General features: G+C 64.3%; 24 protein-coding genes and 1 tRNA gene. 15 read left to right on the top strand and 10 right to left on the bottom strand.

The window, feature by feature from the left end; translation table 11 throughout:
* Positions 1-201 precede the first annotated feature (201 nt).
* A tRNA-Lys gene (locus tag JQ572_RS29705) sits at positions 202-277 on the top strand.
* A gap of 131 nt (positions 278-408) precedes the next feature.
* Here the strand turns inward: JQ572_RS29705 and JQ572_RS29700 are convergent.
* Complete coding sequence (locus JQ572_RS29700; protein WP_211386382.1) at positions 409-1074, bottom strand: hypothetical protein; 666 nt, start codon at positions 1072-1074, stop codon at positions 409-411.
* A 273-nt stretch (positions 1075-1347) separates the two neighbouring features.
* Between JQ572_RS29700 and JQ572_RS29695 the strand changes: the two genes are divergently transcribed.
* The 4 genes from JQ572_RS29695 (at position 1348) to JQ572_RS29680 (ending at position 3038) form a co-directional block, all read left to right on the top strand.
* Positions 1348-1518, top strand: coding sequence for a hypothetical protein (locus JQ572_RS29695; RefSeq protein ID WP_211386381.1), 171 nt, complete (start codon positions 1348-1350; stop codon positions 1516-1518).
* 379 nt (positions 1519-1897) lie between these two features.
* Entirely contained in the window at positions 1898-2140 is a 243-nt protein-coding gene (locus tag JQ572_RS29690; protein ID WP_211386380.1) for a hypothetical protein, read from the top strand.
* Positions 2141-2312: 172 nt separating this feature from the next.
* The gene (locus JQ572_RS29685) at positions 2313-2537 is read left to right on the top strand and encodes a hypothetical protein (RefSeq protein ID WP_372703104.1); all 225 of its coding nucleotides are present in this window, start codon (positions 2313-2315) and stop codon (positions 2535-2537) included.
* 207 nt (positions 2538-2744) lie between these two features.
* Positions 2745-3038 (top strand): hypothetical protein, encoded by a 294-nt coding sequence (locus JQ572_RS29680; protein ID WP_211386378.1) that lies wholly within the window; start codon positions 2745-2747, stop codon positions 3036-3038.
* A gap of 10 nt (positions 3039-3048) precedes the next feature.
* On the opposite strand, the gene JQ572_RS29675 is transcribed toward JQ572_RS29680, so the two are convergent.
* The 3 genes from JQ572_RS29675 to JQ572_RS29665 form a co-directional block, all read right to left on the bottom strand.
* Positions 3049-3444 (bottom strand): NUDIX hydrolase, encoded by a 396-nt coding sequence (locus JQ572_RS29675; protein ID WP_211386377.1) that lies wholly within the window; start codon positions 3442-3444, stop codon positions 3049-3051.
* A 97-nt stretch (positions 3445-3541) separates the two neighbouring features.
* Positions 3542-4639: an AI-2E family transporter gene (locus tag JQ572_RS29670; RefSeq protein WP_211386376.1), complete on the bottom strand. Its 1098-nt coding sequence runs from the start codon at positions 4637-4639 to the stop codon at positions 3542-3544.
* Positions 4640-5020: 381 nt separating this feature from the next.
* Positions 5021-5740: an outer membrane protein gene (locus JQ572_RS29665; protein ID WP_211386375.1), complete on the bottom strand. Its 720-nt coding sequence runs from the start codon at positions 5738-5740 to the stop codon at positions 5021-5023.
* A gap of 254 nt (positions 5741-5994) precedes the next feature.
* On the opposite strand from JQ572_RS29665, the gene JQ572_RS29660 reads away from it, so the two are divergent.
* Positions 5995-6222: a hypothetical protein gene (locus tag JQ572_RS29660; RefSeq protein ID WP_211386374.1), complete on the top strand. Its 228-nt coding sequence runs from the start codon at positions 5995-5997 to the stop codon at positions 6220-6222.
* Between the two features lie 127 nt (positions 6223-6349).
* Positions 6350-6652 carry a hypothetical protein gene (locus JQ572_RS29655; RefSeq protein ID WP_027534614.1) on the top strand — a complete coding sequence of 101 codons (303 nt, stop codon included), beginning with the start codon at positions 6350-6352 and terminating at the stop codon, positions 6650-6652.
* Between the two features lie 3 nt (positions 6653-6655).
* Here the strand turns inward: JQ572_RS29655 and JQ572_RS29650 are convergent, their stop codons facing one another.
* Both JQ572_RS29650 and JQ572_RS29645 read right to left on the bottom strand, forming a co-directional pair.
* Positions 6656-6892, bottom strand: a complete 237-nt coding sequence (locus tag JQ572_RS29650; protein WP_211386373.1) for a hypothetical protein — start codon at positions 6890-6892, stop codon at positions 6656-6658.
* Between the two features lie 338 nt (positions 6893-7230).
* On the bottom strand, positions 7231-7515 hold the full coding sequence (locus JQ572_RS29645) for a hypothetical protein (RefSeq protein ID WP_211386372.1): 285 nt from the start codon (positions 7513-7515) through the stop codon (positions 7231-7233).
* 188 nt (positions 7516-7703) lie between these two features.
* On the opposite strand from JQ572_RS29645, the gene JQ572_RS29640 reads away from it, so the two are divergent.
* From JQ572_RS29640 to JQ572_RS29630, 3 genes are all read left to right on the top strand, one after another.
* On the top strand, positions 7704-8291 hold the full coding sequence (locus JQ572_RS29640) for a formyltransferase family protein (protein ID WP_211386371.1): 588 nt from the start codon (positions 7704-7706) through the stop codon (positions 8289-8291).
* A 210-nt stretch (positions 8292-8501) separates the two neighbouring features.
* The gene (locus JQ572_RS29635) at positions 8502-8846 is read left to right on the top strand and encodes a hypothetical protein (protein ID WP_211386370.1); all 345 of its coding nucleotides are present in this window, start codon (positions 8502-8504) and stop codon (positions 8844-8846) included.
* Positions 8791-9336, top strand: a complete 546-nt coding sequence (locus JQ572_RS29630; RefSeq protein WP_211386369.1) for a hypothetical protein — start codon at positions 8791-8793, stop codon at positions 9334-9336. The genes JQ572_RS29635 and JQ572_RS29630 overlap by 56 nt, the downstream gene beginning before the upstream one ends.
* Before the next feature lie 52 nt (positions 9337-9388).
* Here JQ572_RS29630 and JQ572_RS29625 read toward each other — a convergent pair whose 3' ends face one another.
* Positions 9389-9787: a RidA family protein gene (locus JQ572_RS29625; protein ID WP_211386368.1), complete on the bottom strand. Its 399-nt coding sequence runs from the start codon at positions 9785-9787 to the stop codon at positions 9389-9391.
* A 150-nt stretch (positions 9788-9937) separates the two neighbouring features.
* Between JQ572_RS29625 and JQ572_RS29620 the strand changes: the two genes are divergently transcribed.
* On the top strand, positions 9938-10813 hold the full coding sequence (locus tag JQ572_RS29620; RefSeq protein ID WP_211386367.1) for a DMT family transporter: 876 nt from the start codon (positions 9938-9940) through the stop codon (positions 10811-10813).
* 196 nt (positions 10814-11009) lie between these two features.
* Complete coding sequence (locus JQ572_RS29615; RefSeq protein WP_211386366.1) at positions 11010-12425, top strand: caspase family protein; 1416 nt, start codon at positions 11010-11012, stop codon at positions 12423-12425.
* Positions 12426-12619: 194 nt separating this feature from the next.
* Here JQ572_RS29615 and JQ572_RS29610 read toward each other — a convergent pair whose 3' ends face one another.
* Both JQ572_RS29610 and cysK read right to left on the bottom strand, forming a co-directional pair.
* Positions 12620-12862, bottom strand: coding sequence for a BrnA antitoxin family protein (locus tag JQ572_RS29610; protein WP_211386365.1), 243 nt, complete (start codon positions 12860-12862; stop codon positions 12620-12622).
* A 3-nt stretch (positions 12863-12865) separates the two neighbouring features.
* The gene (gene cysK, locus JQ572_RS29605) at positions 12866-13843 is read right to left on the bottom strand and encodes a cysteine synthase A (protein WP_211386364.1); all 978 of its coding nucleotides are present in this window, start codon (positions 13841-13843) and stop codon (positions 12866-12868) included.
* A gap of 223 nt (positions 13844-14066) precedes the next feature.
* Between cysK and JQ572_RS29600 the strand changes: the two genes are divergently transcribed.
* Positions 14067-14285, top strand: coding sequence for a hypothetical protein (locus JQ572_RS29600; protein ID WP_211386363.1), 219 nt, complete (start codon positions 14067-14069; stop codon positions 14283-14285).
* Between the two features lie 17 nt (positions 14286-14302).
* On the opposite strand, the gene tgt is transcribed toward JQ572_RS29600, so the two are convergent.
* Positions 14303-15451 (bottom strand): tRNA guanosine(34) transglycosylase Tgt, encoded by a 1149-nt coding sequence (gene tgt, locus JQ572_RS29595; RefSeq protein WP_211386362.1) that lies wholly within the window; start codon positions 15449-15451, stop codon positions 14303-14305.
* Positions 15452-15666: 215 nt separating this feature from the next.
* Between tgt and JQ572_RS29590 the strand changes: the two genes are divergently transcribed.
* Both JQ572_RS29590 and JQ572_RS29585 read left to right on the top strand, forming a co-directional pair.
* A complete protein-coding gene (locus tag JQ572_RS29590) occupies positions 15667-16836 on the top strand; it encodes a patatin-like phospholipase family protein (RefSeq protein WP_211386361.1) in 1170 nt (389 codons plus the stop codon).
* Between the two features lie 134 nt (positions 16837-16970).
* A complete protein-coding gene (locus JQ572_RS29585) occupies positions 16971-17717 on the top strand; it encodes a TetR/AcrR family transcriptional regulator (protein WP_211386360.1) in 747 nt (248 codons plus the stop codon).
* The last annotated feature ends 204 nt before the right edge of the window (positions 17718-17921 follow it).

Raw genomic sequence — 17921 nt, 5'->3', positions numbered from 1 at the left:
TCCCCGCTCCTGCTGCGAACTTCGGCAGCAACCGCTGCTATTGACCTCAGCGCCCCATCCCCCTACACAGCGCGGGCCGAGAGCATGATCCGGAAACAGCCGGTTTTCCCCGCGACGCGAGCTTCAGCGCAGCGGCAAGACATGCTTCTCGAATGTCCGAAGACGATGGCGATCGATCTTGAATGCCATCAGCGGCCATGGGAGCGCGTAGCTCAGCCGGTAGAGCACGTGACTTTTAATCACGGGGTCCTGGGTTCGAGCCCCAGCGCGCTCACCAAAATTCCTTGGTTTCGTCGCGATCACGACACCGGGCATTTGGCGCGGGATCGACCACGCCGCGAGTGACTGAAGTCACTCGGCCAAGCCCATTTCGTCGAAACCAACTCCGCCGATTTGCTCGACGCGTCCTCAACTCTCCGGAGCCGACGCCGCGACCGGCACACTCAGCGGCGCTCCGCCGACCGAAACCGGCCCGATAGCTTTCGGCTGCCGCGCCATCCGTTTGCGAATCGCCGCAGACAGTCCATAGCGAGCATGCGCTCTTCGGATGGAGGACGTGACGTCCGACATCATTGTAGTTTGCAGCGAGTCGACCTTCGCGATGAGCGTGGACAGCTGCGAGGAGATCTTCCTCACATCGACCCGCTCGTCCGTAATGCTCTGTCGCAGAGACAGCAGCACCATTGTATCCTGCTGCCGAACAGCTGCATTTTGCTGCGCTAAGTAATTGTTCTCCTGCAGCGAAGCCGTGTGTTGCTGCTGGGCCGACTGAATATCCTTCAAGGCAGCGACAACCGGATCCGGTTTAGGCACGGAAGCTTCCCCGCGCGGAAGCAGTTCAGCCAGACTTCCGACATTCAGCGACGCGAAATCAGACGGCAATGTGTAGATGGCGGCCGCTCCGTTGATGGCCAGGGCACACACCGACAGTGCCAGGACCGATTTCCGGCTGGACCGCTCGACCGGGACTGCTGCTTCCGGCGCTGCAGTTTCGGGTGCGGCGGCGAGTGCGAGTGCTACGGGGTCGAATTGTTCGACGATGCCTTGCGCTTCCGGTGTCGTGGTCATGTGCATTGACCTCAAATGAGCGAGCAAAAGGAAGCCGACGCCGGAACGTCCTAGCGACGGCTCCTCTACGCAGCACCCACCTACAACTGCCTAAAATTGTGAGCATTTCGGATTAATTCCACGTTAGCGACGTAGCCGCCCGGCGTCTCCAGCCACCCCGGCCGATTACGGGGTCCATGCGCTGGAACTGGTCATGCGGGCAGCCTGCTTCGAGGCGCGACAAAGCCGCAGACAACGCCCCAAAAAGGTGTAGGATTCGCCAAAACAGGAGGGAGCGGCATGTTTGAAATCAGCGGTTTCGACACGGCAGGCGCGGTCAGCCTGAAGCGGCTGTCACTCGCGGCCGCCCTCAAGAAGGCAAGAGAGCTTGTCGAGGACGGGTGCCGGGACGTTCAGATCGTTGATCCAAATGGCCGGGTCTACACCTCGTTCGAGGAGCAAGCAGCCTAGCCGCCCCGCCTCCGCTATTCGGAAGCCACCACCCGCCGATCAGATCGCGCTTCGCGAAATCCGGGCGTTGAAGTCTGGGCTTTGCGGCGATCAAAATGAAAACCCCAGCGCCTGGTGGCAGCGCTGGGGCGTTTTCAAATATCAATCGGTAAAGCAATGGAGCCTTTATAGCGGCGGCCCCGGAGATCGCGTGTGAACTGGTTCACAATCCTGCGCCGATCTTTCCACAGCCACGATACGCCAACCGTCGCACCCCGATCTGACGCGGTTTCACGGCCAAGGGATGCGAGTGCGACGCAACGCGCTGCATCGTTGCCAATCAACTCGTTTGGGAGCACGTTCGCTTCAGGCGCTCAAGACGCCGCACAGGGAGAGGCACATGAAGGGATCGGGCCTGGATGGTCGCCATCGGGACAAGGATGGCGCGATCGGCAAGAAGCATGGCAACACGCTGGTCGGCACGTTGCGCAAGATCTACGGCAAGGGTTTTGCGGCCGGCTATCCGGATGCGACTGAGCTCAACGAGGTCCTGCTTCAGCTGAACGAGACGTCGTTGAGCCAGTTGCGCCGCGATCACGACACCGGGCATCTGGGACACAAGATCGACCACGCCGTGAAGTGACGGGCCTGGCTTGATCAACTTCAAGTCGCCGATTCCAGCTCCGCCAAGCCCACAGCGACGCGGCCCGGATGCATTGCGCCATCGGTCGCCTCATCGCACTTAGCGTTTGAGCCCTCGCAGCGCTCGCGCTAGCATGAGCCTTTTTACGGAGGCTCATTTGAAACAGCTCATTATGGTCGTCGCCATTGCACTCGCCGTGACAGCCCCCGCGCGCTCCCAAGCCCTCGTCGATCCCAACAAGGTTGCTCCCGAATACCGCGAGGCGGCCGAGAAGCGGCGCGCCGAGCAGATCAAGCAGCGCGAATGCGCGCTGAAGGCCGATCTCGAGAAGGTGCTGCCGAGGGACCGCACCGCCTTTCTCAACCATTGCCTGGACACGATAGCGGCCAAGCAATAGCGACCGATCGGGCGGTTCTGACGGGCTGATCCCGTCGCCTGTTGCGGCGGCCTGATGACGCCTCACCGTGCGGCTTTTGCGAGCGGCTCCGGCGCATCCGCATCGGGCGCGGCGAACCCGATGGTGAATTGGCGGAACCATTCAGGCTTTCTTCAGACATTTGGGATCACCTGATGCTCCATTTCCATCTATCATTTTCGGCGGCGCATGAGTTTCATCCAGATTCAGTGCCAGCGCTGCAAGACCGTATTCCGCGACCGCGCCGGGCGGTTGCAGGACGGCTACTCCAGGCAATGTCCGAGCTGCGAGGTGGTGCTCTTCTTCGCGGAGGATTCGCCGAACCCTCAGGTCAAGGCGGCGATGAAGCGCGCGCGCAAGGCTCGCAAGGAGCAGCGCGAGACCGAAATGACCATGGCGTCCGCGCCCAAATCACGCAGCAATGCCTCCCGATCATACGACGGACGGACGGAGTCGTCGGCAAAGGACGCAGACGAAGACTAAACGCTCCAGCTCACCCGCGCCGACGCGGTTTCCTCGGAAACAGGCGGTCGCGGATGTAGCGCGAGGTCGGCGTCAGGCGGATGCCGCGCGGCTTCTGCCACGCAGCCCGGTCGATCTCGTTCTTGTCACCGATCGCGAGTCTTCCCTTGGCGCCCTTGGCGATGAAGATCGCGTCGCTCATCTTGCGGCCGGAGCGCTTGTTCCTGGCCGTTACCTCCTTCCAGAGGCTGATGCGGCCGAGCTTCAGCTTGGGCAGCTCTTCCTTGATCTCCCGCCGCAGGCAGTCCTTGTCGGACTCGCGCGCACGCTTGCGGCCGCCCGGGAACATCCACAGGCCGTCCGACCGGCGTCTGACCAACAATACCTTGCCGCGCTTCGCTGCAACCAGCTTGGAAGACTTCGCCATTACAATCGTAGGCTCGAACAGAATCTAACCTATCGTAACTTGTCTAGCTGAATAGACAAGTTCGGCCGGGGCGTTGATCACAGCCCGCGCGGGCAGCTCAGCCCTCCCCCGTCCGCGCCTCCGCCTCGGCCCGGTCCTCCGTCCTGATCCAGGCCATCATCATCTCCCATGCCACCGACAGGATGATCGGCCCGATGAACAGGCCGACGATGCCGTGGGCGAGCGTGCCCCCGATCACGCCGACGAAGATCACGATGGTCGGCGTCGTCAGGCCGCGCCCCATGACGAGCGGCTTCAACATGGTGTCGAGGAAGCCGACGAGGACGAGAAACACGGTGAGCAGCAGCGCCGTGGTGACGTCCTTGGCGGTCCATATCCAGATGATCACCGGCAGCAGCACCAGGAAGGCGCCGATCTGCACGATCGAGAGCAGCAGCACGATGAAGGCGAGCAGGCCTGCGCTCGGCACGGCCGCGAGCTTGAAGCCGATGCCGGCGAGCAGTGCCTGCACGATCGCGACGCCGATCACGCCCTGCGCCACGGCGCGGATGGTCGCACCCGCGAGCCCGAGGAAATGCTCAGTCTGCTCGGGCACGATGCGAAACAGGAAGCCGCGGCCGGCCGCAACCAGCCGCGGCCCGTGCGGAAACAAGAAGCCGGCGACGAACACCGAGACCAGGAACTGGAGGGTGCCGACGCCGGCATCGCCCGCGAGCGAGAGCAGTGGTCCGGCCAGCGGCTGGAGATAGGGCGCGACCTCGCGCAGCACCGCGCGGATGTTGTTGTAGGCCTGCTCCCAGAGGTCATAGAGCCACGGGCCGACGAGCGGCCACGATTTGAGCTGCTCCGGCGCCGACTGGAGCGCGAGGTCGCCGGTGCCGAGCTGGCGCGCCAGCTCACGCACGCCATCCACCGCGCTGATGCCGAGCCAGGTCGCAGGGCCGATGACGATGCCGAGCGTGATCAGGGTCAGGATCGCCGCAGCAGTCTTGGGCCGGCCGCCGAGGACTTTGGCGACCCAGCTGAAAGCGGGGTAGAACGCCACCGCGAGCACGCCGCTCCAGGCCAGGATCGGCACGAACGGGCGGATGATCAGGAAGGTCCAGATGATCAAAAGGCCGAGCAGGCCGACCCGGATCACGAGCTGGATGATGTCCTCTCCGGTCAGGAGCTGGCGGAGACTTTTCACGGGCACAGCTTTCCTTGCGGCATGAACGCGCCGGCGCTTGCGAGGCCTAGCGTTATTGCCAGCCGTGCCTCCCGCGTCAAGGCGACAGGGCCCGCCCGAGCCGGCGGCCAGGAACGTATCGGGCCATCCCGCATTGCTAGACGATGGGGCGCCGTCACAAAGAGCTTGACGCACATGCGGGAATTCACCGCGGCATCCACTTTTCCCTGACGCGAAACGCCGCACCTGGCTATTGGCGCTATGCCTATGCGGTCGGGGCGCGGGTTCGCTCCGGGCGTGTGCAAGGCAGGCTGTCGCTGCTCGCCATCAGGCGTGTGCAGATGTGCATCGACCGGGACATGCTGAGCAGCCGGACCGGCGATTAATCTTGCGGCAGCGCCGGCGTGGCTAGAAGTGGTAGTTCACGCCGACCGTTCCGGTCTGGATGTTCAGCTTCACGTTCGCCGGCGTCGCCGCCAGATTGCCCGTCGTCACCGGCTGCTCGGTGATGGTGCCGAAGCCCATGTAATTGTATTCGGCCTTCACCGACCAGTTCGGTATGAACATCCATTCGACGCCGCCTCCGGCGAGCCAGCCGGTGCGGTTGAAGCTGCCCGAGGCGGAGCCGGCGAGAGCACCGGCGAGGCCGTTATCGGCGCTGTACCTGTCGCGGGTGAAGGCCGCGCCGCCCTTGGCGTAGAGCAGCACGCGGTCGAAGGCGACGCCGAAGCGTCCGGCAACCGTTGCGATGTAGTCGTTCTTGAGCGACAGGTTGAAGCCGGCGCCGCCGCCGAACGGCCCGCCTGTGTTCAGCGTGACGCTCGACCACGCACCGGTGCCTTCGAGGCCGACCACGAAATTGCTGATCTGGTAATTGCCGCCGAACTGGCCGCCGACGATGCCGCCGCTGGCCGTGACGGAGCTCCAGACGGCAGCCGGATCGGTCGGATCGATGCCGGTCCACTTGCTCCAGGCACCGCCGCCATGCGCGCCGATGTAGAAGCCGGTCCAGCTGAAGATCGGCGCGGGCACCTGTGCCTTCACCGGCACGGGCGCGATGATATCCGCAGCGAATGCCGGCGTTGCCAGCGACAGCAGCGCAGCCGTCAGTACAAGTTTCTTTCCCATGACTTCACCCCCAATGATGCGCCTTCCGACCGAGGCAACCGAGGTGAAATCTAGCGGCCGGATCAGGCGCGCGCTTGGACCGACCGGCGGCGCGAATTGGACTGACGGGCGCTCGCCTTGGCGCGGCTCCCGCATGGTCCGCGAAGGAGGCAGGCTTGGCTAACGCCCGTTAACCGGATTTCCCTGCGCCGGTTTACGCCGTTGCAAAGGCCCGCTCCTACCGTGAATGAAGGTCCCCAAAAACAGTCTGTGCAATGGCCAACAGCATCTGGACGATCGAAGAATTCACCTGCACCGGTTGCAGCATGAACTACACCGCGACGAGGGAAGAGCATGCCGAAGCCCATTCCGGCAGTTTCAAATGCAGCATCTGCAGCGGCGTGGTGCACACCTGGTCCGGCAAGCATCATTTCTTCGGCTGGGAAGCGGTGAAGACCAAGCCGCCCGTGTTCGGCCGTCGCTGGGCCGGAGTCGGATGGTAGGCTTCGGCGGGATCGTACGGGCGCGCGAGCCTGACCGGCGGATCGCCCCAATTGCGCTGATGTCATTTGGATTCCGTTCACCGATCGCCGCTAGATCAGGATGGATCTTCCGCAGCGAACACCCGCCATGGCCGACCTCAACGCCGTCCTCACCAGGCTCAACGACCGTCTGCTCCGCCTCGAGGGCGAGCTGTTCGTGCTGCGCTCGCTGGCCCGCGCGACGCTGACGGCGGGCGACGACCATGCGGTGCGGATGCGCAAGCTGGTCGAGGCTGCGAAGATTGCGCTCGACGACGAGGCAAAACGCGAACTCGACAAGCCGACGCGCAAATATGTCGATGCGGCGACCGCGCTGGTGGAGGAATTGCTGGTCGAGCCGACCCCGGCGCGGCCGTTGTTCACCGTCATCGACGGCGGCCGGCGCGACTGAGCGTCAAATTGAGCCGACGGCGCCGCTCGCGTCGGCATCGCCGGCCTTGAGCCGGCTGAGACCGGCTTCGATGATCGCGATCTCCTCGTCGATCTGGCCGATTGGCAGGCTGAAATCATAGCCTGACCTGCTCTTCAGGTCGACCGCGAGCCGCTGCCGGTGCATCATCAGTTGATCGAGGCCGCGCCGGTTCTTCAGTCGGACATAGACGTCGACGATCTGCTCAATCGCGCTCGGCATGAAATCCGTCCCGGCGAAAAAGCCCGCACGGCGCACCCACGCCGGCGGGACGATTTCGGTGTCGCGGTACGCAATACTAATCCGCGACGGATTCGTCGATACGCCAGGCAGGTTGAGATCGTGTTACCGTCGGATGATTTCGTGATCGCCGGGCACGAAAAAGCCGCTGGCGATCACGCCAGCGGCCAAACCCGGGTTCGAAAACGGATGCGGATTGAAATGTCGCCAGCCCCGGTTGGTGCACGTTCTAGCGCAAACCAGGGATCGATCTGTTAAAAACGAGACACAGGAACCGCTCATTCACTCAATTGCCATCCGACCGTGGCAGCCCGGCAACGCTAGTCAGTGACGCAGAAATACTTACGCGGCAGCCTCCGATAGGCACTGTAGCGGTAATACGGCCTGTAGGCGTAGCCGCGATAGAGCGCCGGCGGCTCCTCGCCGTAATAGGCGCCGTGATAGAAATTGATCACCGGCCCGTCAGCGCAGCGATGAGCCTCCCAGGTCGGGCCGATGAAGGGCGCCACCCCGGTCTCGGGCGGCACCGCCGGGTACGGCCCGCCGGCACGGGCGGGAGCTGCCGCGATCAGGGTCGCCACAAGGAAAAACCACGCGCTCCGCATCCGCCCGCTCCAAGCCGGTGCCATGCGCGCATGGAAGCACCGGATCGGCCAGCTCCGCAATCGCGGAATTCACCGTGCTCGGCGCCCGGCGCATTGTTGATAACCGGCGCAAACGCCGCCCGGGTGGTGACAGGACGTACCGACGTGTTATCGGGTGAAGACGCAGTTGCGAGACGGATCGGATACCCATGCGCATTACCCTCGTCGGCTCCCGCCATTTCGGCGTGACCACCCTGAACATGCTCCGGGAGCACGGCGTCTCGATTGTGCGCGTCGTGGTAGCCGACCCCGAGGATCGACTTGCCGCGACCGCCAAGGCGGCGGGCATCGAAGTCGTGGTGCAGGCCAACCCCAAGCTGGTGGTGGCGGCCGAGATCGCCCCCGACACCGATCTGATCGTCACTGCGCACAGCCACGCCCGGATCGGCAAGGACGCGCTCGCCGCGGCGAAGCTGGGCGGGATCGGTTATCACCCCTCGCTGCTGCCGAGGCACCGCGGCAAAGCCGCCGTGGAATGGACCATCAAGGAAGGCGATCCGATCGCCGGCGGCACGATCTATCACCTCGCCGACCGCATGGATGCCGGCGCCATCGCCGCCCAGGAATGGTGCTTCGTCAAGAAGGGCGAGACTGCGCGGGAGCTATGGGAGCGCGCGCTCGCTCCGCTCGGGCTCAAATTGCTGGCCGACGTGATCGACTATGCCAAGGTCCACAAGGCGCTCCCGTCCAAGGCTCAGGACGAGCAGTTCGCGACCTCGGCGCCAAGCCTGTCCTGAGCCCCTGTCTTGAGCCCCGGTCCTGAGTCTCCGTCCTGACGTTTACCCTTAACGTCAGGGCGCTTTGATTCTGCTTCGAAAATTGCGGCCGGAACACAAATAAACCATTGTTTCCACAGGAACAATTTTCAATTTGGCATTGCAACAAATTTCCGTCACATTTCGCCCGAATAAGCGTCACCATATCAGACAGATTCAAGGACGGAATTCATGCGTTTTGCCCGCATCGCGGCGTTTTGTGCCGCCTCAATTGTTGCCTTCGCCGCTCCCGCTTTTGCCCAGACCCCTTACGACGGCAACTGGCAGGTCACCATCGTCACCAAGAGCGGCACATGCGAGCCGACCGCGAGTTCCTTGCTGACGGTCGCCGACGGCAAGATCACCGCTCCCGGCGCTAACGTTTCCGGCACCATCGGCAGCGGGGGTCTTGTGAAAGTTTCGATCAATGGTGCATATGCCAACGGTCAACTCAGCGGCAACGCCGGATCGGGGAAGTGGAATGGAGCATCTGCAGGCATACCGTGCAGCGGGCGGTGGGAAGCATCGCGCCAATAAGAAATTCGGGACCAGCGTCCTAAGCCGGCGGCTGCTGATCGCGGTCGCCGTTCTGTTTGTGGCCGGGATTGCCGGCTCCGAGAGCAAGGCTCAGTCCGGCCCGTTCGCTCCCATGGCGGGCAGCTGGAGCGGCTCGGGAACCGTCACTCTGGATGACGGCTCGACCGAGCGGATTCGCTGCCGGGCCAAATACGCTCCGATCGGACCGACCATGGAGATGTCGTTGACCTGCGCCAGCGACGCCTACAAGTTCAACCTCGGAGCCAACGTCAAGGCCGAGGGCAGCGCCATCACCGGTAGCTGGTCTGAAGCCAGCCGGAACATCAGCGGCTCGCTCCAGGGCCGCGGCGGTGGTGGGAGCTTCGAGGTGGTCGCCTCCGCTGCGGGCTTCAATGCCAACATCGCGCTGAGGACGAGCGGCAACAAGCAAACTGTCACGATGCGCGCGGACAGCCAGTTCCGCGGCGCCAACATCTCGATGTCGCGCTAGGCGGCTACAGCCACATGACAATCGATCCGGTGCCCCCGCCGGATCGATTTTTTTATGCGTTCGGCACGAATGCCGTGACCTCGATCTCGACCTTGGCGCGCTCGTCCACGAGGCCGCCGATATAGAGCAAGGTCGAGGGCGGGAAATTGCGTCCCAGCGTTTCCTTCCAGCCCGCGCCGATACCGGCGCCGGCGGCCTCGTATTCGCTGCGGCTGGTCAGGTACCAGGTCAGGCGGACGATGTGCTCCGGGCCGGCTCCGGCTTCGGCGAGCAGCTTGATGATCCGCTTCAGCGCGGTTGTCACCTGCCCCGCCATGTCAGTCGCGTAATTGCCGGTCTCGTCGCCGCCGGTCTGTCCGGCCAGCACCACCCACCGGCCCGGTCCTTCGACCACAACGCCATGGGAAAAGCCGCGCGGTTTCGTCCACTCGGCCGGCTGCAGGATGTGCATGAGCTGTTTCTCCCGTTTCGCTCGTTGACCTTCCCTTAGCACGCACCGGCGCATCGCTGCATCCGCAGTTTTGGCCGTTGCAAACCCAATTGATGTCGCGGATACCAGCCTCCCCTCCAACGCCCCTCTTTCCTTCCGCATTCCGCGCCAATGACCACTCCTCCGTCCAAATCGATGGCTGCATTGTGGATGGCTGGCTGGCTGTCGCTGACACTGGTGATGGCGGTCGCGGGGCGCGAGGCTGTGCGCGTGATGAACGTCTTCCAGGTCATGGAAGTGCGCTCGCTGCTCGGCCTCTGCATGCTCTATCCGATGATCCGGCGCGCCGGCGGCTTCGGGACGCTCAGGACGGGTCGCCTGCCGCAGCACATCGCGCGCAACCTGATCCACTACGTCTCGCAGCTCGGCTGGTTCTTTGCGCTGACGCTGATTCCGATCGGCCAGGTGGTGGCGATCGAGTTCACGATGCCGATCTGGACCGCGATCCTCGCCGCCAGCTTCCTGTCCGAGCGCATGACATCGTGGAAGATCGCTGCGATCGTGCTCGGCCTCGTCGGCGTGATCGTCATCGTGAGGCCCGCGACCGGCGAGATCAATCAGGGCCAGTTGATCGCGCTCGGCGCGGCGGTCGGCTTCGGCGTGTCCATGGCGTTGGTCAAATCGCTCACCCGCACCGAGAGTGCGCTGGCGGTCCTGTTCTGGATGCTGGTGGTGCAGTCGGTCGCGGGCTTCCTGCCGGCGCTTTATGTCTGGGCCTGGCCGCCGACTTATGTCTGGGGTTGGGTGGCGGTGATCTCGGTCTGCGGCACGTTCGCGCATTATTGCCTTGCCAGCGCGATGCGTTATGCCGACGCGACGGTGGTGGTTCCGATGGACTTCCTGCGGGTTCCTCTCACCGCGACAGCCGGCTGGCTGCTGTATTCAGAACGGCTCGACGGCTGGACCGTGCTCGGCGCCGCGCTGATCCTGTTCGGCAACCTCCTGAATTTGAAGCCGGCCGGCCCGGTTACTGCACGCGCGCAGTGAACCCGCGCGCGGCCTCGCGCGACAAAACAAGTGGTCGAGCGTGATTTGGATCACGTTGGAGGAGCATTCCATCGTGCAACACTCGGCCGCCAAGCAACGGGTTGCGGTCGTTTTGCTTGCACGGAGCCGGGCGATTTCGTGTAGGTTTGCGGCCAATTTGTTGCTGCCTGCAATTCGATTCTGTTGGGGATTTCAGATGCGCACTCTCACCCTCCTCGCTTCGCTGATGTGCATGGCACTGTCGGTCAGCGCCGCGAAGGCCGACCGCCGTGTGGCTTTCGTCGTCGGCAATGGTACCTACAAAAACGTCGCGCAATTGCCGAACCCGCCGATCGACGCCAAGGCGATGGCGGCGACGTTGCGCAATGTCGGCTTCGAGGTGATCGAGGGATCCAACCTCACCCGCGACCAGATGACGGAGAAGCTGCTGGACTTCGGCCGCAAGGCGCAGGGCTCCGACGTCGCGGTGTTCTATTATGCCGGCCACGGCATCGCCGTCGGCGGCAGCAACTACCTCCTGCCCGTCGACGCCGACATCAAGTCGGAGATGGACGTCAAGTTAGGGGCCGCCATCAACATCGACCTGACGCTCGAGCAGACCATGGGCGATGCCAAGGTCAAGCTCGTCTTCCTCGACGCCTGCCGCGACAATCCGTTCGCCGCCAAGATCAAGTCGAACTCCGCGACCCGCAGCGTCAACGTGCAGAGCGGTCTTGCCGAGATGAAGTCGGGCGAAGGCACGCTGATCGCATTCGCCACCGGACCCGGCCAGACCGCGCTCGACGGCCAGGAGGGCAACAACAGCCCGTTCACCCGCGCTCTGATCGACAACATCACCAAGCCCGGTGTCGAGATCCAGCAGGCGATGACGTCGGTGCGCGCCCAGGTCAATGAGGAGACCCACAAGGGCCAGCTGCCCTGGGGCCACACCAACCTGATCGGCGCGGTCTATCTCAACCAGGCCCCGACCACCCAGGTTGCCAATGCGGCGCCGACGGCCGCGGGTGTCGTGCCGGCGGCGACCAGCAGCTCGGATGGTGTCGAGCTCGAATACTGGCGCTCGGTCAAGGAGAGCAACAAGCCGGAAGAGCTCAACGCCTACCTCTCCGCCTACCCGAACGGTCAGTTCAAGGCGCTGGCGCTGGCGCGGCTCGCCGCGGTCAAGAGCGGCCCGTCGACGACGACCCGAAACCTGAACGCTGGTGTCGACCCCGCCACCTTCACCGACGATGCGAGCCAGCTCACCGAGGACCAGATCGGCCTCGACAAGGGCCAGCGCCGCGACGTGCAGCGCCGTCTGACCGGTCTCGGCTTCGACACCAAGGTCACCGGCGCCTTCAGTGAGGATACCCGCACGGTGCTGAAGCGCTGGCAGGCCGCCCGCGGCTATCCGTCGACGGGCTACCTGAACAAGCTCCAGCACAAGGCTCTGCTCTCCGAGATCGTGGCCGCGCCGGCCACGGCGAGCGATGAGAGCGCGAAGCCGGCCCGACGTGCCCCCGCACAGGCCCAGGGCGCCCCGGCCCCCCGTCACAACGGCGGCGGCGATGCCGGCGCGGCCTTCGTCGGCGGTGTCGTCGGCGGCATGATGGGCGGCATGTTCCGCCGCTGAGGCGCAAGGCCAGATCCAAAGACGCAAAAGCCCGGCTTACGCCGGGCTTTTTCTCTTTCCGCCCGTCATGGTGAGGAGGCGCAGTGCGCCGTCTCAGACCATGAAGACCCCTGCCTCTCCAGTGGTCATCCTTCGAGACGACCGCTCCGCGGTCTTACTCAGGATGAGGACCGTGTGTGCTCCAGAAAGAGCCCCTACTTCCCCGCCGCCTTGCGCAGCGCATCGTTGATGCGATCCTGCCAGCCGGGACCGCCCCCCTGGAAGAACTCGAGCACGTCCTGGTCGATGCGCAGCGTGACCTGCTCCTTGATGCCTGGCGCCACGTTCTGCTTCAGCGGCGCCGCAGCGACCTTGGCCGTCACCTTCTTGAACGCCGCCTCGGCTTCGGTCCTGGCATCGCCGAGCGTGCGCGGCCGCCTCGGTGGTTGATCCGCCATGTCCTAGATTCCCTCAAACAGAGCCGTCGAAAGATACCGCTCGGAGAAAGACGGCACTATAGCCAGGATGGTCTTTCCCGCAGCTTCCGGCCGCTTGCCGATCTCGAGGGCCGCCGCGATCGCCGCGCCAGACGAGATGCCGCCCGGAATGCCCTCATGCCGCGCCAGCGCGCGCGAGGTCTCGATCGCCGTCGTCGAGTTGATCTTCACGATCTCGTCGATCACGGCGCGGTCGAGAATGTCGGGGACGAAGCCGGCGCCAATGCCCTGGATCTTGTGCGGTGTGTGCTGGCCGCCGGAGAGCACCGGGCTCTCCTCAGGCTCGACCGCGACCACGCGCAGCGAGGGTTTGCGCGGCTTGAGCACCTGGCCGACCCCGGTGATGGTGCCGCCGGTGCCGACGCCGGCGACGAAGAAATCGATGGTACCGGCGGTGTCGTTCCAGATCTCCTCTGCCGTGGTGCGGCGATGCACCTCGGGATTGGCGAGGTTCTTGAACTGCTGCGGCATCACCGAATTCGGTGTCGTCTTCAACAACTCTTCAGCCGTCGCGATCGCGCCCTTCATGCCTTGCGCGGCGGGCGTCAGCACCAGCTCGGCGCCGAGAAAGGCCAGCATCTTCCGCCGCTCGATCGACATCGATTCCGGCATGACCAGCTTGAGCCGATACCCCCGTGACGCCGCGACGAAGGCCAGCGCGATGCCGGTGTTGCCGGAGGTCGGCTCGATCAGGACGGTGTCGGGCTTGACGATGCCGGCCTTCTCCATCGCGATGATCATGGCGGCGCCGATGCGATCCTTCACGCTGGCGGCCGGGTTGAAATATTCAAGTTTTGCCAAAATCGTCGCGTTCACGCCGTGCATGCCCGGCAGCCGTCGCAACCGAACGATCGGCGTGTCGCCAAAAGCCTCGACGATCGAGTCATAAATTCGGCCGCGACCTGGTTGGTGCGCCGCACCCCTGTTGGACGATGCGTCCATGATCAACTCCCTCTGGCAACAATTCGCGCTTCTATCGTGGCCCTTGCGCAGTTACGGACAGCTGGCGGCGACACGCAAGCGGCAATGGGGCACATGTTAAATACGCTGCATCGCAAAATCGCGTGAGCATTAATTATCAGAAAACCAACGCATTTGTGTTGCGACCTCGTCAACTGATTCTGTTTATGTTAGACTTACGTCTCAAAGCAGGGAGGTCACCACGATGTCAGCAGTCGCTGAAGTGTTGTCGACCGTCGCACACCAGCGCGATCCGCGTTGTAGCGAGTTGCCCACGTGCCCCGTCTGCGCCGACTCCATGGTCGCCGCCGAAGCGTCTGCATATGTGTCGGACCACATGATCAGCTACCTCTGGACGTGCGACAATTGCGGCTATGGCTTCGTGACGAAGCACATGGTCAAGCAGCGCCTCGTGTGCAACTGACGCCTGCGACGCTCTAGCTAGCGCGGGGCGATGTCGCCCCTCGCCCAGTCTTCACGCGTACGCTGATAGAACTGCTCGAACGTTCCGTGCGCGATCGCGTCCCTGATGCCCTGCATCAGGAACTGGTAGTAGGCGATATTGATTTCGGACAGCAGCATCGCTCCCAGCGTCTCGCCCGCCTTCACGAGATGGTGCAAATAGGCGCGCGCGTAATTGCGCGCCGACGGCCAGGAACTCTCGTCATCGAGCGGACGCGGATCGTCGGCGTGGCGCGCGTTGCGCAGATTGACCTGGCCGAAGCGCGTGAAGGCAACCCCATGCCGGCCATTGCGCGTGGGCATCACGCAGTCGAACATGTCGATGCCGCGCTTGACCGCTTCGAGGATGTCGTCGGGTGTGCCGACGCCCATCAGATAGCGCGGTCGCTCTCGCGGCAGCAGCGGCGCGGTCTCGTCGATCATTGCCAGCATCACGGCCTGCGGCTCGCCGACGGCGAGACCGCCGATCGCGTAACCATGGAAGCCGATCGCGACGAGTCCTTCGGCGCTGGCATGGCGAAGCTGCGGCACGTCGCCCCCCTGCACGATGCCGAACAGCATATAGCCGTCGGGCGCGCTCTCGAAGGCACGCTTGCTGCGCTCGGCCCAGCGCAGCGACAATTGCATCGCGCGGTCGATGTCGGCGCGCTCGGCCGGCAGCCGCACGCATTCGTCCATCTGCATGGCGATATCGGAGCCGAGAAAGCGCTGCACCTCGATCGAGCGCTCCGGCGACAGCTCGACCTTGGCGCCGTCGATATGCGAGCGGAAGGTCACGGCATGTTCGGTCACCTTGCGCAGGTCCGACAGCGACATCACCTGGAAGCCGCCGGAATCCGTCAGCATCGGCCCGTTCCAGCCGGTGAACCGCTGCAAGCCGCCGAGCGCCGCGATCCGCTCGGCGCCGGGACGCAGCATCAGATGATAGGTGTTGCCGAGCACGATGTCGGCACCGGCCTCGCGCACCTCGCGCCAGTGCATGCCCTTCATGGCGCCGGCGGTTCCGACCGGCATGAAGGCGGGCGTGCGCACGACGCCGTGCGGCGTGGTCAGGCGCCCGGTGCGCGCGGCGCCATCGGTGGCAAGCAGTTCGAAATGATTGGGCAGATCGGTGTCAGGGCGATTCATGGCGGTGCTTATTGCGTGTCGGAGGAAGCCGATCAACCCGCTCAGGCGATGCTGCGGCCGGCTTGTGCCTCATACCGGGACACAATCGACGAGCCCAGAAGCGCCCCCGCGCTTGCTAAACAGAACGATACAGTGTAGTTTTATCCGTGGGGCCGGACGAGCTGCCGCGGCAAGGTTGCCGGCGGCGGTACAAGCGTGATCGCCAGCCACCGACGATGCCCTCCCCTTCGAGTTCGACTGACGCGTCCGGCCACCTGCCTGGCTGGATCAGGCGAACAGGCGCCCGCCTGATCGCATTCCAGCTCCTCGCGTGCAGCCTTGCGCTGGGCGCCTGCACGACGTTGCCGCGGACGCCCTACACTGCGGCCGATGCCGGCAATTCGCGCGTGCTCGATATCGACGGCTTGAGGCGCTACGCCGACGAGCCCATCACGAAATTCAGCTTTCCGGCGACGAGGAGCTATCTGGCGCTCTCCGGCGGGGGAGCCGACGGCGCCTACGGTGTCGGCGTGCTCAGCGGCTGGAGTGCGGCCGGCACCCGCCCGACCTTCTCCGTTGTCTCCGGCGTCAGCACCGGCGGCCTGATCGCGCCCTTTGCGTTTCTCGGTCCGCAATACGACGATACGCTGAAAGACGTCTACACCAGCGGCATCGCCGAGAGCCTGCTGAACGACCCCAGCATCATGCGGGTCCTGTTTGGCTCCGGCCTGTTCGGCAACACTCGGCTGCGCGAGCTCGTTGCGCGCTATGTCGGGCCGGAGATCCTGGCTCAGGTCGCGCGCGAATATGCCAAGGGCCGACGGCTGCTGGTCGTCACCACCGATCTAGACACCCAGCGCACCGCGATCTGGGACATGGGCAAGATCGCAGCGGTCGGCACGCCCGAGGCGCTCAAGCTGTTTCGCGACGTGATGGCGGCCTCCGCCAGCATACCCCTGGTGTTTCCGCCCATCATGATCGACGCCGAAGGCCAGGGCCGCAAGTTTCAGGAGATGCACGTCGACGGCGGCGTGACGGCCCCAGTGCTGACATTGCCTGAAGCCCTGCTGTTCCAGGGCAGTCGCCTGCCCGGCAATGCGAGGATGGACATCTACATCCTCGTCAACAAGAAGATCGAACGCAACTTCGAGCTCGTCTCCAACAGCACCATCGACGTCGCCTCACGCAGCCTGTCGTCGATCACCCAGTCGCAGACCCGTTCGATCATCTTCTCGACCTATGATTTCGCCAAGCGCAACCACCTGGGATTCCACCTCTCCTACATCGCGCGCGACTATCCGGCGGCGCCTTCGGAAGGATTCGACACCGCCTATATGCGGGCGCTTTATCAGTACGGATACGAGAAGGCGGCTTCGGGCCAGGCCTGGACTTCGACACTTCCGTGATCTGTCGCGACGGAACGACGCCATGCGAAAACCGTTGAAGATGCGGCCAATTCGGCCAGATTCGCCATGACGCCCCGGTTGCTGCGCGTTATAGAGCAATGACTGATGTCACGACCGCGCAGGAATCATTGGGCATGGGATTGACTGCGACCAGGACAAGAGCGGCTGCGCCGCGGCGCGAGGTGCCTAAATCGCGCGGCGGCCGGCCGACCAAAACCGCCGCGATCGAGCGCGATCAGCGCCTGATCGAGGTCGCGACCCGCCTGTTCCTGGACCGCGGCTTCGACGCGACCTCGCTCGATGCAGTCGCCGAAGCGGCGCGGGTGAGCAAGCCGACCGTCTATTCCCGTTATGGCGACAAGCGTGGCCTGTTCGCGGCGGTGCTGAGGCGCGAGATCGCGCGGTGGCTTGCGCCGCTGTCGGCAGCCGCCGAGACGCAGCTCTCCAGCGGCTCGGACATTTCCGTCGAGCAGCGGCTGGTCGAGATCGGGCGCGAGATGCTGACATTCACCTGCGGTCCCGATGCCGTCGCCTTCAGCCGCATGATGACGTCACAAGCCATCAACTTCCCCGACGTGGCCAAGCTGGGCAAGGAGGAAGGCTGGCTCAAGGCCGTCGCCACCACGGCGCGTTTCTTCGACCAACTGGCGGCGCAAGGCGCGCTCGACGTCGACGACACCACTATCGCGGCGGAAGTTTTCCTCGACGTCGTCGTCGGTCACACCCATCGCATGGCGACGTTCGGAACGGCGCTCGAATTGAAGCCCGCGGAAAAGCGGATGCGGGCTGCGATCAAGCTGTTCCTGGCCGGTGCGATTGGACCTGCGGACCGCGTCCGGGACGCGGCCAAGGGCACGCCGCGGCGGCGCCAGTCCCGCTGACAATTCCGTGAGGTTGCGCCCTATTCCCCGGAGGGACATGCCCGCACGATTGACCTAAATAAAACGATACGGTATGGTTTAGTTATAGGGCGATACGGACCGCTTTTTCACCAGCCCCAAGAGGTCCGCACCGCTTGATCGCCGCACCGGGTGCAGCCCGTAGCGACGTTCCGCGGCCGGCCGATGCCCAAGGTCGGCCGCGAC

Source organism: Bradyrhizobium sp. SZCCT0153, from assembly GCF_018129995.1.
Lineage (GTDB): Bacteria > Pseudomonadota > Alphaproteobacteria > Rhizobiales > Xanthobacteraceae > Bradyrhizobium > Bradyrhizobium japonicum_G.
Note: the sequence above shows the minus strand (reverse complement) of the source record. Positions and strands in the feature narration are given on the sequence as shown.

Coding starts and splice junctions, on each gene's coding strand:
- JQ572_RS29615 (WP_211386366.1), top strand. CDS start 11,010: ATGCGCACTCTCACCCTCCTCGCTTCGCTGATGTGCATGGCACTGTCG.
- JQ572_RS29640 (WP_211386371.1), top strand. CDS start 7,704: ATGCGCATTACCCTCGTCGGCTCCCGCCATTTCGGCGTGACCACCCTG.
- JQ572_RS29590 (WP_211386361.1), top strand. CDS start 15,667: ATGCCCTCCCCTTCGAGTTCGACTGACGCGTCCGGCCACCTGCCTGGC.
- JQ572_RS29625 (WP_211386368.1), bottom strand. CDS start 9,787: ATGCACATCCTGCAGCCGGCCGAGTGGACGAAACCGCGCGGCTTTTCC.
- cysK (WP_211386364.1), bottom strand. CDS start 13,843: ATGGACGCATCGTCCAACAGGGGTGCGGCGCACCAACCAGGTCGCGGC.
- tgt (WP_211386362.1), bottom strand. CDS start 15,451: ATGAATCGCCCTGACACCGATCTGCCCAATCATTTCGAACTGCTTGCC.
- JQ572_RS29650 (WP_211386373.1), bottom strand. CDS start 6,892: ATGCCGAGCGCGATTGAGCAGATCGTCGACGTCTATGTCCGACTGAAG.
- JQ572_RS29620 (WP_211386367.1), top strand. CDS start 9,938: ATGACCACTCCTCCGTCCAAATCGATGGCTGCATTGTGGATGGCTGGC.
- JQ572_RS29600 (WP_211386363.1), top strand. CDS start 14,067: ATGTCAGCAGTCGCTGAAGTGTTGTCGACCGTCGCACACCAGCGCGAT.
- JQ572_RS29675 (WP_211386377.1), bottom strand. CDS start 3,444: ATGGCGAAGTCTTCCAAGCTGGTTGCAGCGAAGCGCGGCAAGGTATTG.
- JQ572_RS29690 (WP_211386380.1), top strand. CDS start 1,898: ATGAAGGGATCGGGCCTGGATGGTCGCCATCGGGACAAGGATGGCGCG.
- JQ572_RS29585 (WP_211386360.1), top strand. CDS start 16,971: ATGGGATTGACTGCGACCAGGACAAGAGCGGCTGCGCCGCGGCGCGAG.
- JQ572_RS29700 (WP_211386382.1), bottom strand. CDS start 1,074: ATGCACATGACCACGACACCGGAAGCGCAAGGCATCGTCGAACAATTC.
- JQ572_RS29645 (WP_211386372.1), bottom strand. CDS start 7,515: ATGCGGAGCGCGTGGTTTTTCCTTGTGGCGACCCTGATCGCGGCAGCT.
- JQ572_RS29695 (WP_211386381.1), top strand. CDS start 1,348: ATGTTTGAAATCAGCGGTTTCGACACGGCAGGCGCGGTCAGCCTGAAG.
- JQ572_RS29680 (WP_211386378.1), top strand. CDS start 2,745: ATGAGTTTCATCCAGATTCAGTGCCAGCGCTGCAAGACCGTATTCCGC.
- JQ572_RS29635 (WP_211386370.1), top strand. CDS start 8,502: ATGCGTTTTGCCCGCATCGCGGCGTTTTGTGCCGCCTCAATTGTTGCC.
- JQ572_RS29685 (WP_372703104.1), top strand. CDS start 2,313: ATGGTCGTCGCCATTGCACTCGCCGTGACAGCCCCCGCGCGCTCCCAA.
- JQ572_RS29660 (WP_211386374.1), top strand. CDS start 5,995: ATGGCCAACAGCATCTGGACGATCGAAGAATTCACCTGCACCGGTTGC.
- JQ572_RS29665 (WP_211386375.1), bottom strand. CDS start 5,740: ATGGGAAAGAAACTTGTACTGACGGCTGCGCTGCTGTCGCTGGCAACG.
- JQ572_RS29655 (WP_027534614.1), top strand. CDS start 6,350: ATGGCCGACCTCAACGCCGTCCTCACCAGGCTCAACGACCGTCTGCTC.
- JQ572_RS29630 (WP_211386369.1), top strand. CDS start 8,791: ATGGAGCATCTGCAGGCATACCGTGCAGCGGGCGGTGGGAAGCATCGC.
- JQ572_RS29610 (WP_211386365.1), bottom strand. CDS start 12,862: ATGGCGGATCAACCACCGAGGCGGCCGCGCACGCTCGGCGATGCCAGG.